General features: G+C 48.0%; 11 protein-coding genes. 9 read left to right on the forward strand and 2 right to left on the reverse strand.

All coding sequences use genetic code 11. The annotated features are described in order from the left end of the window. Positions 1-23 precede the first annotated feature (23 nt). Entirely contained in the window at positions 24-1,241 is a 1,218-nt protein-coding gene (locus tag ACZ50P_RS00965; protein ID WP_464132815.1) for a COG3014 family protein, read from the forward strand. Between the two features lie 107 nt (positions 1,242-1,348). On the opposite strand, the gene ACZ50P_RS00970 is transcribed toward ACZ50P_RS00965, so the two are convergent. Beyond that, on the reverse strand, positions 1,349-1,873 hold the full coding sequence (locus ACZ50P_RS00970) for a polyhydroxyalkanoate synthesis regulator DNA-binding domain-containing protein (protein WP_231839234.1): 525 nt from the start codon (positions 1,871-1,873) through the stop codon (positions 1,349-1,351). Between the two features lie 285 nt (positions 1,874-2,158). Between ACZ50P_RS00970 and ACZ50P_RS00975 the strand changes: the two genes are divergently transcribed. Both ACZ50P_RS00975 and ACZ50P_RS00980 read left to right on the forward strand, forming a co-directional pair. Beyond that, entirely contained in the window at positions 2,159-2,656 is a 498-nt protein-coding gene (locus ACZ50P_RS00975) for a hypothetical protein (protein ID WP_464132817.1), read from the forward strand. Between the two features lie 105 nt (positions 2,657-2,761). Further along, positions 2,762-4,633 (forward strand): tetratricopeptide repeat protein, encoded by a 1,872-nt coding sequence (locus ACZ50P_RS00980; RefSeq protein ID WP_464119535.1) that lies wholly within the window; start codon positions 2,762-2,764, stop codon positions 4,631-4,633. Positions 4,634-4,666: 33 nt separating this feature from the next. On the opposite strand, the gene ACZ50P_RS00985 is transcribed toward ACZ50P_RS00980, so the two are convergent. Then, positions 4,667-5,293, reverse strand: coding sequence for a hypothetical protein (locus ACZ50P_RS00985; RefSeq protein WP_464119537.1), 627 nt, complete (start codon positions 5,291-5,293; stop codon positions 4,667-4,669). A gap of 44 nt (positions 5,294-5,337) precedes the next feature. Here ACZ50P_RS00985 and ACZ50P_RS00990 point away from each other — a divergent pair, with 44 nt between their 5' ends. The 6 genes from ACZ50P_RS00990 to ACZ50P_RS01015 all read left to right on the forward strand — a co-directional run bounded on the left by ACZ50P_RS00990 (position 5,338) and on the right by ACZ50P_RS01015 (position 11,863). Then, positions 5,338-5,937: a hypothetical protein gene (locus ACZ50P_RS00990; RefSeq protein ID WP_464132819.1), complete on the forward strand. Its 600-nt coding sequence runs from the start codon at positions 5,338-5,340 to the stop codon at positions 5,935-5,937. A gap of 76 nt (positions 5,938-6,013) precedes the next feature. After that, positions 6,014-8,089, forward strand: coding sequence for a PrkA family serine protein kinase (locus ACZ50P_RS00995; RefSeq protein WP_464119541.1), 2,076 nt, complete (start codon positions 6,014-6,016; stop codon positions 8,087-8,089). Next, on the forward strand, positions 8,089-9,186 hold the full coding sequence (locus ACZ50P_RS01000; protein ID WP_464119543.1) for a DUF444 family protein: 1,098 nt from the start codon (positions 8,089-8,091) through the stop codon (positions 9,184-9,186). Before ACZ50P_RS00995 ends, ACZ50P_RS01000 begins: the two co-directional genes overlap by 1 nt. A 15-nt stretch (positions 9,187-9,201) precedes the next feature. After that, complete coding sequence (locus ACZ50P_RS01005) at positions 9,202-10,731, forward strand: SpoVR family protein (protein ID WP_464119545.1); 1,530 nt, start codon at positions 9,202-9,204, stop codon at positions 10,729-10,731. Between the two features lie 134 nt (positions 10,732-10,865). Then, the gene (locus ACZ50P_RS01010; protein ID WP_464119547.1) at positions 10,866-11,090 is read left to right on the forward strand and encodes a hypothetical protein; all 225 of its coding nucleotides are present in this window, start codon (positions 10,866-10,868) and stop codon (positions 11,088-11,090) included. Between the two features lie 53 nt (positions 11,091-11,143). Next, positions 11,144-11,863, forward strand: coding sequence for a response regulator transcription factor (locus ACZ50P_RS01015; RefSeq protein ID WP_464132820.1), 720 nt, complete (start codon positions 11,144-11,146; stop codon positions 11,861-11,863). Positions 11,864-11,987 lie beyond the last annotated feature (124 nt).

Here is an 11,987-nt window from a genome sequence, read left to right on the forward strand (position 1 = left end):
TTGCTCAAAGACTCATGCCTGTCATGGGTCTTTTTTTAGTTTTGCCTCTTTTGGGTTGCGCCACTTATCAGGTTAAGGTGCAACCAGCGCGCGAAGCATTGGTTCGTCACGAATACTCAAAAGCCATCGAGGATCTTAAGTCATTGGCCGAAAAATCCAGTGATGATCAGTTGGTGTATTTGTTGGATTATGCTGTGACTTTGCAGGTGGCGGGAAAACTAAAAGAAAGCAATCAGGTTTTCATGCAGGCGGATCGCCTGGCTGAACTGGTCGACTATCAGTCGGTGTCGCGCATCGCCGGATCTTTGGCGTTGAGTGAGGAAATGGTTCAGTACAAGGGCGACACCTTCGAAAAGATCTTTATCAATGCGTATCTGGCGATGAACTTCCTGCAGATGGGACAGTTGGATGATGCTTTGGTTGAAGCTCGTCGTATTAATGAAAAATATCTGAAATACCGCGCCGACGAAAAGCAGGCGTTTGAACTGAACTCGTTTAGTAAGTATCTGTCTGCCGTGATCTGGGAAGCCAGCCGCAGTTATGATGATGCTTATATCGCTTACGCGGAAGCCTACAAAATTGACCCGTCCATTTCCACGATCCGCGAGGACCTGATTCGTTCGGCGAAGCTGGCCCGTCGCATGGACAGTTACAAAGACTGGAAAAAGAAATTCCCTGACGTTGTGGAATCAGACTCTTGGTATGACCGCTCCAATGGAGAGCTCGTGATCATTTATCAACAGGGTTGGGGACCGAGAAAATCCGCGGGTAAAAACAACGGGCACACTTTGCCGACGCTGGTGCCGGTGCGCAGTCAGACTCAAAGGGCACGGCTGTATCTATCAAGCCAAATCGAGCCGCTGTTAAGCCGCGAGGTTTATGATGTGCAGTCCGCCGCAATGAAAACCCTGGAAGAGGACTACGGAATCTTGTTTGCCAAACGGATGGGCGGGATTGCGACCAAAGCGGTTCTATCAGATCAGATCCGTCAGCAGAATCAGGCCTTGGGGGATTTGGCTTACATCGCGTTGTTGGTGGCCGATCGCGCGGATGTGCGACAGTGGTCTTTCCTGCCACAGACTATTCAAATCATCCGTGTGCCGTTGCGCGCGGGAACCTACAAGTTCCGCCTGGAAGGTGTGGACTACAGCAACACAGCCACCGGGGAAGGTCTTGATTCCCGTGACGTGGAAATCAAAGCCGGTCAGAAGAAATTCGTGATCTGGCGATCGCTGAAATAGCTACGGTAGAACACAGTCTTTCAGCTGTTCTCGTTAATTCTGTTAAGAAAAATAAAAAAGGCCCCGCTTTGCGGAGCCTTTTTTGAAACCCTTGCTGGAAGGTCTTCTTAGTTGTTCAACAAAGAAGTGCCTGGCAGGTTTGGAGTTTCGTCGTCTTGCTGAAGACCTGGAAGTACAGTCGCTTTTTCAGCAGCTACTTTAGCAGTAGTGTCTGTGTTGTAGCGAGTCGCTGCAGTTGCAACGCGGTTTTCCAAGTTTTGTTTAACGCTGTCAGTAGAAGCGTTTTCAACAACTGTGTTTACTTGTTGCTTGGTCATGTAGTCCTGAGGGAACGCGCCAAGTTTAGCCAAGTAACCAGAGATGCTGCCGTTACCGTTCTGGATGATCTCACGCAGTGTGAAAAGAGGAGCGTATTGAGATGCTTTCTTTTCAGCTTCGAAGATGATCTGAGTCAGAGTCGCAGCAGTGATGTCATTTTTAGACTTGTTGTCGATAACCATCACTTCTTCGTTAGTGCGGATCATCTTAGCGATATCGTCCAAAGTCACATAGCAGCTTTGTTGAGTGTCGTAGAGTTTGCGGTTCTGATAGCGCTTGATGATTTTAACTTTAGAATTTGGCTTAGATGTCATAGTTTCGTTTTGGTTGATCAAAAGTGCCTCCCAATTTGAAATTTCCCCAAAGTCCCAAGGGGTTAACGGTGCCTTATGATTCGGCGTCCCCTTGCAGATGGGCGCAACCTATCCCTGCCGCCACCCCTTGTCAAGGGGTCCTAAAATCAAAAGAAAAGACTCTAGGCGTTATTTTTTCTGCAAATAGCCATTAGTTTTCTAAGATTTTACAGACCTTTGTCTAAAGTTTTTTCCAAAGGCCGCCGAAATGTTAAATGACGTCCCTTATTTTCGGAAAGAAAATTGATGAAAAACGAGCAAAAACAAGAGTTTAAGTCCTCTGGAGTCTTGGCCCTACTGGGCCTTGTGGGCTTTTCCACGGCGATAATCGCAACTCCTTGGAATCGTCAGGTTCAGGACGCTCGAACTGAGAAAGCTCGTCAAAAAGCAGAGGTTGTGGGCTATCAAGTTGTACAAATTTACCGCGAAGCAGCAAAAACCCAAAATATGGGGGAGCAGCCTTCAGGACGGCTTCCAGCTTCACTTTCCGAGGAAGCAGGTCTTTCCCCGGAAAACCTGAGAAGCACGGGCACAATGGGCACCGACCCATGGGGCCAGCCGTATCGTTATCGCATTTTGTCGACCGAAGCCAAGACGGGAAAGATCCGCATCCTGGTCTGGTCCACCGGGCCAAATCAGAGAATCGAAACTGCGTCGTTGGATGATGAAGACAAGCCCCTGGACAACCAGCCCCTTTATGAAGGGGACGACATCGGGGTCCTGTTGAGTGTGTCTCATAACTAGACTGCCGGTGGAGCGCGATCTTGGTCGTGATTCCATTCTGCCCGTTTAAGTTGCATCAAGCAAATCTCATAAAAAGCCGATCAGCCTAGTGACCAAGGAGATCTAATGTTTCCATACACTAGGACCGCGATAATCGCTCCGCTTCTTCTTTCCCTCACGGCTTGTGCGACATTCACTTCGAATGACTCAGACAAGGCTCCGTATTTTGAGGCGTCTTTTGACGATAAAAACCGGGCTCCGGCTTCCTTTGCTCCCGCAGTGCTTTCCTTGGATGGCGGCAGCACATTAGATCCGCTCTATATGCGCACTCAGGCCGATTACTACTTCGCGATGGGTGAGGCTTACGCACTGGAAGGCAACTCCCAGAAGGCTATTGAATCCTTCAAGATGGTTTTGGTTTATGACACCAATTCTCCTGCGGTGAATATGCGTCTGGCTGCGGAATACCTGAAGCAGGGTATGATCACGGAATCCTTGGCGCAGGCGGAAGAGGCCGTGAAGAAGGATCCGAAGAATGTGGACGCCCACCTGTTGTTGGGTGGTTTATATTCGTCCCTGAAAGTCTATCCAAAGGCGATGGAGCAATATCACACGGTGATGAAGCTTCAACCGGATAACACGGAAGCTCCGTTGTACATTGGGGCGCTGTATTCTGAGCAAAAACAATCAGACAAGGCCGTAAAGTATTTCGAAACCTTGCTGAAGAATCCGGAATACACAACTCCGTATCTGGCGCACTACTACATCGGCCGCGTTCGTATGGAACAGTCTGAGGCAAAGTTCGCTAAAGTGGCCGAAGCCTCTTTCAAGAAGGCTTTGGAGCTAAAGCCTGATTTTGCCGACGCCGTATTGTCTTTGGGTGTGCTTTATTCAAAACAGAAAAATGAAGACAAGGCGGTCAGCCTTTATCGTTCTTTCCAAAAGGAAAACACCCCCAGCCCGCGTGTGGCCGAGGTTTTGGCGCAAATCTATATTGAGCGCGGCGACTATGAAAATGCCTATGCCCAATTGGAAGTGATGGAAAGCGATTCTGATGAGCCACTGAATGTGCGCATGAAGATGGCTTTGATCCTGATTGAACAAAAGCGCTACGATACAGCCGTGCAGAAACTGGAAGAAATTCTGAAGGATGCTCCAGAGTCTGACAAGGTTCGCTTCTATCTGGCGGCAGTGTATGAGGAAACTCGTCAGCATGAAAAGGCTGTAAAAGAATATCGCAAGATCCCGATGTCCAGCACCTATTACGGTGAATCCGTTGTTCATGCTGCTTACCTTCTAAAAGGTTTGGGTCGCTTGGATGAAGGTATCGAGGTGGCGGCGGCAGGCTTGAAATCTCGCCAGGATCAGCCGCAGGTCTTTGCGATGTATGCTTCTTTGCTGGATGAAAAAGGTGATTACAAGAATGCATCCAAAACTTTGGAGCAAGGTCTGCAGAAGTTCCCGGATAATGCGCAGTTGCGATTCTACTATGGAACAATCAACGATCGCATGGGCAACAAAGATGTGGTCGTGGAGGAAATGCAAAAGGTGCTGGAATTGGATCCAAATCATGTTCAGGGTATGAACTATCTGGCGTTCACCTGGGCTGAAATGGGCGTCAAACTTCCAGAGGCAGAAAAGCTGGCTCGTCGGGCTTTGGAGCTAGAGCCTACGGACGGCTACATCCTGGATACACTGGGATGGATCTTGTACAAACAATCCAAGTATTCCGAATCGGTGAAGTTCCTGGAAGCCGCTCACAAACATCAGTCCACGGTGAGCATTATTGCAGAACACTTGGGTGATGCTTACTACAAGCAGTCCATGGTGGATAAAGCCAAGAAAATGTACAAGAAGGCCGCTGACCTTGAAACCGACACGAAAAAGGTTCAAGAGATCCGCAGCAAAATCACTGCGATTGAAAAGCAAGAGCTGAACGGCGCGCCTCGCCTGCCAGCATCTGTTGATAAGCCAATCGCAGAACACACCGAAAAATAATTAAAGCGAAAATTCAGATGAAAAATCCCGCATTTATGCGGGATTTTTATTTAAGACGCCTGAACTTTTGATGTGGGCATAGATATAGTTGGTGGCAAAAAAGACAAAGGGCAGGGCGATGATAAAGCCAAGGCCCCAGAGCAGTCCTGCAAGCAGGACAGCGACACCAAGATAGAAGCTGACTAGAAAGTAGTCTTTGAATTTTTTGACAGAGGCCAGAGCCGCCACATCAATCGACTTGGCCAGCGAGGTGCCGCTTTCCATACTTAAGCGCAAGGCGTGATTCAGTATCAGATAGAAGTATAATGCCAGGATCAGAAGGCCTAATGATAGTGGGACCGTCTGCAAAAAGTTCTGAGGGCTTTGCAATAGTCCCATCGCGGACCCCAGAAGGGCGCTGGTGGGCAAAAGGATCAGCGCAGTGACCACAAACGACAGCAGATGCTGTTTAAGGAAAGAAAAGTTCTGAGGCCACTTCCGGGTTTGAGAGTACTGATTGCTGACTTCCTGAAGAAAGAGCAAACCCAAGGAGATCAGGAAAGCGCTTACATAAGGCACAAAACGCACCAGCAGAACGAATATAGTGGCAATACACCCTAAAAGAAGGCTGTTGCGCCAGTCTTCTTTTAATTGAATCAAGGCTTGTTTAAGGGAATTCATTTCTCTATGCTAAGGCAATGATGAACAGGTTCAATGCTTTTTTCATGATCGTATTAACCCTTTTCCTTTCCGGATGTGTCACGAAGATGGTGAAGGAGGGTTCTTTTCAGAAAGCGCAGTGGGAAACCAAGGCGTTGATCAAGAATCAGAAAGAAAACAAAACCCAATCTCTGAATATAGATATCTTTGCGATAAAGAACGAAAGAGCGCGTTTTGAAATCACAGCTTTGCTGGGGTTTCAGGTTGCAAGTCTCGTGATGAGTCCGTCTGAGATCTCTTATGCTGTTTATCCTCAGAAGGCCTTTTATTACGGTCGCAATTCTGAGCGCGCCTTCCTGAATGTGGTGGGCATGCCCCTGCATCCCATGAATCTGACAAATATCGCATTTGATGAGCCCGTGCGTGGGCCTGGTTGGAAATGCGGACTGGATCCGGCAGGCCTGATTTATCAATGTGAGAATTTGACCAAGAGGACCCGTGTCGAGTGGCTGGATCGAAAAGAGGGACAGAAGAAGGTTGTGATTACGGCACCGCAATTTGAAATGCAGTGGCTTTTCTCTGCGCCCAAGACTGAGGTCCAGTTCAAATCAGATCTTTTCACCTTGAGACAGCCTCAGGGGTTCAAAGCAATACAACTAAATTAAAAAACTCGTTAACCGTCTAGTAATGAGGCATACTCTAACAGAGTAGGTGTGTCACCAATCACCTTGGGGAGAGAATATGGCCTCGAAGTTTGATCTGCAATCACTGGTCGCCAACTGGCAAAACTCAAGCACTCATGCCAAAGAGCATTGGAGTGGTACCTTCGAGGAATATCTCGACCTGGTAAAACAAAATCCGAAAATCACAAGAAATGCCTATCAGCGAATGTATGACATGATCGTTGAAGAAGGCACGGAAACTTACATCGACTTCAAAAAAGAAGTGATTCGCTATAAGTTCTTCGACGATGTCCATAACAACGGCAAAGATGCTGTCTTCGGTTTGGATGTGCAGTTGATGAAATTGGTGAACGTCTTAAAGGCAGCGGCTCTGGGATACGGAACAGAAAAGCGTGTGATCCTGCTGCACGGCCCGGTGGGAAGTGCGAAATCCACCATCTGCCGCATGCTGAAGAAGGGCCTTGAGCGCTACTCTCACTCAAAGCAAGGCGCACTTTACACCTTTGAATGGATCGATGAAAAGCTTGAGCTGGATGGTCTTCTGGGTAAGGGTGTGAAAGTGTTCCACTCGCCGATGAATGAAGAGCCTCTGCTTTTGATTCCGGAAGAACTGCGTGGTGCAGTTTATGATTCCATCAATAAAGGACAAGAGGGCAGCTTCCGTGTGCATGTGGATGGGGAACTCAGTCCGCCGTCACGCTTTATCTTTAAAGCCCTGATGGAAAGATATGATGGCAATCTGATGAAGGTTCTGTCACATGTGCGTGTGAAAAGACTGTTCATTTCAGAAGCCGACCGCGTGGGGATCGGCACCTTCCAGCCGAAGGATGAAAAGAATCAGGACTCCACGGAGCTTACCGGGGATATCAACTATCGTAAGATCGCCGAATATGGATCGGACTCAGATCCGCGGGCGTTCAACTTCGATGGAGAATTCAACGTTGCCAATCGCGGAATGATTGAATTTGTCGAGGTTCTGAAGCTGGATGTGGCCTTCTTGTATGATCTGTTGGGTGCTTCGCAGGAACACCGTGTGAAACCCAAGAAGTTCGCACAGACCCATATTGATGAGGTCATTATCGGTCACACGAATGAACCGGAGTACCGTCGTCTGCAGGACAACGAGTTCATGGAAGCTCTTCGTGACCGTACTGTGAAAATTGACATTCCATACATCACGCGCTGGAGAGATGAGATCAATATTTACAAGCGTGATTTCAATTCTCAGAAAGTGCGTGGAATCAGTATTGCTCCTCACACTGTGGAAATGGCGGCGATGTGGGCGATTCTGACCCGACTGGAAAAGCCGAAGAAAGCCAACTTGACCCGCTTGCAGAAACTAAAACTGTATAACGGTAAGACGTTGCCGAACTATACCGAAGACAACGTGCGCGAGCTTCGCAAAGAAACTGTGCGCGAGGGTCTTGAGGGGATTTCGGCCCGTTATATTCAGGACAAACTTTCCAATGCCCTGGTGGCGGCACAGCAGTCCAATAAAGGATCTGTGAATCCGTTCATGGTCTTTAAGGAGCTGGAATCGGGTCTGAAGAATCACTCGTTGATTGCCAACGAGGAGCTAAAGACCGAATTCAAAGAGCTTTTGGGTGTGGTCATGCAAGAGTACGAAGAAATCATCAAAGCTGAAGTGCAAAGAGCCATCAGCGCGGATGAAAGTGCGATGCAGCGCCTGTGTGCTAATTATATAGATAACGTCAAAGCCTATACGCAGAGAGAACGAGTTCGCAATCAGTTCACTGGAAACGACGAAGAGCCCGATGAGCGTCTGATGAGATCCATCGAGGAGAAGATCGAGATTCCAGAGTCCCGCAAGGACGATTTCCGTCGCGAGATTATGAACTATATCGGGGCCCTGGCTTTGGAAGGCAAGAAGTTCAATTACAAGATGAACGAACGTCTGCACAAAGCCATCGAACTGAAGCTCTTTGAGGATCAGAAGGACAGCATCAAGCTGACCACTTTGGTGAGCAATGTTGCTGACAAGGACACACAAGAGAAAATTGATATTGTTAAAACCCGTCTCATCAAGGACTTCGGATACGATGAAATCTCTGCTACGGATGTTTTGCATTACGTGGCAAGTATCTTCGCCCGAGGGGACGTAAAGAATAAATAATGTCGATACGTGAAGACCATAACAGATTCAGAGAGATTGTTAAGGGTAAGGTCAAAGAGGATCTGCGCAAGTACGTCTCTCAGGGTGAGATGATCGGGAAGCGTGAAGATGAATTTGTGAAAATTCCGCTTCCTCGTATCGATATCCCCAACTTCCGCTACGGCCCCAAACAGCAAGGGGGCGTCGGTCAGGGGGAAGGTCAGCCTGGTCAGGATGTCGGTGACCCTGGTGAGGGCGGACAGGGACAGGCGGGGGAGGCTCCTGGCGAACATCTTGTAGAAATCGAGATGTCGATGGAGGAGCTGGCCAACATTCTGGGTGAAAAACTGGAACTTCCTTTGATCCAGCCTAAGGGTGCGAAAAATATAGATTCTTTAAAGACAAAGTTCACGGGCTTGGCGCCGGTAGGTCCGGAAGGACTTCGCCACTTTAAGTCGTCGTATAAGCGGGCTTTAAAGCGCATGGTGGGTTCCGGAACCTATGATTCCGAAGAACCGTTGGTTCTGCCGATTCGCCGGGACATGCAGTACAAGTCCTTCAAGCGTGTGGAACAGCCGCAAACTCAAGCGGTGGTTATTTACATGATGGACGTTTCCGGAAGTATGGGTGACGAACAAAAAGAAATCGTTCGTTTGGAAAGCTTCTGGATCAACACGTGGTTGCGAAAACACTACAAGGGCCTTGAAACGCGATTCATTATTCACGATGCCGCGGCAAAAGAGGTGGATGAAGACACGTTCTTCCGTACCAGTGAATCCGGGGGAACGCTGATCAGTTCGGCTTATAAGCTTTGCCAGGAAATCATTCAGACGGACTATCCGGTGAATGAATGGAATATTTATCCATTTCATTTTTCAGATGGCGATAACTGGTCCGGCGAAGATACGCGTCTATGTATTAAGATGTTGCAGGAATTCTTCCTGCCAAACTGTAACGTCTTTAGTTACGGCCAGGTGGAAAGTAAATATGGCAGCGGGCAGTTCCTAAAAGATCTGCAAAAGGAATTTGGCGAGGACGAACGACTGACGCTCAGTCAGATTGAGAACCGCGACAAGATCCTGGATTCCATTAAAGACTTCCTTGGGAAAGGGAAGTAGCGAAGCGGAGCGAACATGGCTAATCTGACACCCGAACTTGAAGCCGAACGAAAAAGAATCTGCCAAATCGCCAAAGATGCGGGTCTGGACTTCTTTGAAACAATCTTTGAGTTGATTACCTACGATCAGATCAATCAGTTTGCCGCTTATGGTGGATTCCCGGTGCGCTACCCGCACTGGAAGTTCGGGATGGAATACGAACATCTGTCGAAGAGCTATGAATACGGCCTTTCCAAGATCTATGAAATGGTGATCAACACGGACCCTTGTTACGCTTACCTGATGGAAGGTAATGCCATGATGGACCAGAAGCTGGTCATGGCGCATGTGTACGGTCACTGTGATTTCTTTAAGAATAATATCTGGTTCTCAAAGACCAATCGTAAAATGATGGATCAGATGGCCAACCATGCGACTCGCATCCGCCGTTATATGGATCGCTATGGTCAGGATGTGGTGGAAAACTTTATCGACGTCTGTTTGTCTTTGGAAAATCTGATCGACCGATACAGTCCCTATGTGGAAAAGTCTGTGGTTAAAGCACAAGAGCCGCGCCCACAGCAGGAACCAAACTATTTGTTAAGAGTGGATCGCTCTTACATGCGCGACTATATCAATCCGCCCTCTTTTGTTGAAGAACAACGCCGCAAGGCGGATGAAGAAGCACAGGCCAAGGCTCAGAGATTCCCCAGTGAACCTGAAAAGGATGTGCTGAATTTCTTCATTCACTATGCACCGCTGACGGATTGGCAGCAGGACGTGCTGTCGATCATCCGGGATGAGGCTTACTACTTCTCTCCGCAGGGTATGACGAAGACCATGAATGAAGGGTGGGCGTCTTACTGGCATTCCAAGCTGATGACGACCAAGATTTTGAATGATTCCGAAATTATCGATTTTGCGGATCATCACGCCGGCACGATGGCGATGGCCCCGAACGGTTACAACCCATACAAAGTTGGTATCGAGCTTATGCGCGATATCGAAGACCGGTGGAACAAAGGTCAGTTCGGTCGCGAATGGGAAGAATGTGATGACGTTCGCGAAAGAAAGCACTGGGACCGTAAGCTGGGCCTGGGGCGCGAGAAGATCTTTGAAGTCAGAAAGGTCTGCAACGATGTGACCTTTATCGATCAGTTCCTGACCGAGGACTTCTGTGTTCGTAATAAAATGTTCGTTTATAAGTTCAATAAAAAGACCCAGAAGTTTGAGGTGGATACCAAGGACTTTAAGGCTATCAAAGCTCAGTTGTTGTTCCACATGACGAACTTCGGTCAGCCGATTATTCGGATTGAGGATGCCAACTTTGAAAACCGGGGCGAGTTGCTTTTGACCCACCTGCATGAGGGCATTGATATGCAGCCGGATTTTATGAGCGAAACGTTGAAGAACGTTTTCAAGATTTGGAAGAGACCGGTCAACATCGCCACGGTGATGGATGAAACCCCGCAGCTTTTTAGATTCGATGGAAAAGAGTATACTCAGCACAAGCTGGGAGAGCAGCCCAGCCCCAATCCATCCAATCAAGAGAGCTCAGGTTCGTGAAAAATACTCGCTTAGTTTTTAGTACAGACCCTCGGGACAATGTCACTTGTCCCGATTGCAAAGAATTAAAGGCCGAATGTCGCTGCCAGCCTGAAGAAGCGGTGCAGGACGGACAATTTACAGTGATTTTCCGAATGGAAAAAAGCGGACGGGGCGGTAAGATCGTCACGGTCTTGGATGGGTTTCCAAGGAATGAGACTTATTTGAAGACTCTGGCAAAGGAACTAAAGGCCAAATGCGGGGTGGGAGGAACCCATATCCTGGGTGAGAAGTCCGGGATGATTGAAATTCAGGGTGACAAACGTGATCAATTGAAGAAAATCCTAGAAGGTAAGCGCATCAAATTTAAGGGAATGTAAAACTAGACCCCTTGCCGCTTGCACTTTTCGCCTGAACGGGGGATTCTTCAAATATGAATATGTTTACAACTTCCACTCCTTTAAGGGGAACGGACTTGGGCGCAAAAAAAATCGTAATTGTAGATGACTATGAAGAGAGCTGTAAGCTTCTTGCCGAGATTCTCAGCTCTACCTACGAGTGCTCCTATACATCGGACAGCACTTCAGCATTTCGTTTAATCAACGAAAAGCGTCCCGATTTGATTTTATTAGATTATAAGATGCCTGGAGTGATGGGTGTGGATGTGTGCCGCATGGTTCGCGAAAGCGATACAACCAAGAACACACCGATCATCTTTGTTTCTGGTGCAGCGACTATTGATGAACGTATCAAGGCTTTTGAAACTGGTGCGGATGACTTCATTTCCAAGCCATTCCATGTCAAAGAACTGATTTTGCGAATCAAAGCTCGTCTTTCAGAAAAAGAGACCGAAACAGCGTCTGAATTAAACGCAGCGAACCTGAAGATGAATCTTCTGTCTCGCCAGGTGTTTGTCGATGGCAATGAGGTGAATCTGACACCAAAACAATTCGACATCCTGAAACTTTTGGTGGCTGGCAAAAACAACCTTGTCACTCGTGAAAAGTGTTTGTCTGAAATCTGGGGTGACACAGAAGTGACGTCCCGAAATGTCGATTCTCAGATCAATTATCTGAAGCGCAAGATCCAGAATTTCAACGGCCGTATCGTGGCTGTGCCGTCTCTAGGATACCGCCTAGAAGCCCAAGACTAGGCGCGGTCGGTGAAAAGGGCTCATCCACTTCGTTGTTGGGCCTTTTACTTCTCTCCGACGTGCTTGGAGCACGCCTCCGTTTCGTAAAAAGCCCTCCGCCTCGCGGCTGAACCCTTTTGACCGA

The sequence above is a fragment of the Bdellovibrio sp. CKG001 genome, from assembly GCF_055397465.1.

What these genes read in the sequence shown, in the direction of transcription:
- ACZ50P_RS00965 (WP_464132815.1), top strand. Translation starts at nt 24, where the DNA reads ATGGGTCTTTTTTTAGTTTTGCCTCTTTTGGGTTGCGCCACTTATCAG.
- ACZ50P_RS00970 (WP_231839234.1), bottom strand. Translation starts at nt 1,873, where the DNA reads ATGACATCTAAGCCAAATTCTAAAGTTAAAATCATCAAGCGCTATCAG.
- ACZ50P_RS00975 (WP_464132817.1), top strand. Translation starts at nt 2,159, where the DNA reads ATGAAAAACGAGCAAAAACAAGAGTTTAAGTCCTCTGGAGTCTTGGCC.
- ACZ50P_RS00980 (WP_464119535.1), top strand. Translation starts at nt 2,762, where the DNA reads ATGTTTCCATACACTAGGACCGCGATAATCGCTCCGCTTCTTCTTTCC.
- ACZ50P_RS00985 (WP_464119537.1), bottom strand. Translation starts at nt 5,293, where the DNA reads ATGAATTCCCTTAAACAAGCCTTGATTCAATTAAAAGAAGACTGGCGC.
- ACZ50P_RS00990 (WP_464132819.1), top strand. Translation starts at nt 5,338, where the DNA reads ATGATCGTATTAACCCTTTTCCTTTCCGGATGTGTCACGAAGATGGTG.
- ACZ50P_RS00995 (WP_464119541.1), top strand. Translation starts at nt 6,014, where the DNA reads ATGGCCTCGAAGTTTGATCTGCAATCACTGGTCGCCAACTGGCAAAAC.
- ACZ50P_RS01000 (WP_464119543.1), top strand. Translation starts at nt 8,089, where the DNA reads ATGTCGATACGTGAAGACCATAACAGATTCAGAGAGATTGTTAAGGGT.
- ACZ50P_RS01005 (WP_464119545.1), top strand. Translation starts at nt 9,202, where the DNA reads ATGGCTAATCTGACACCCGAACTTGAAGCCGAACGAAAAAGAATCTGC.
- ACZ50P_RS01010 (WP_464119547.1), top strand. Translation starts at nt 10,866, where the DNA reads ATGGAAAAAAGCGGACGGGGCGGTAAGATCGTCACGGTCTTGGATGGG.
- ACZ50P_RS01015 (WP_464132820.1), top strand. Translation starts at nt 11,144, where the DNA reads ATGAATATGTTTACAACTTCCACTCCTTTAAGGGGAACGGACTTGGGC.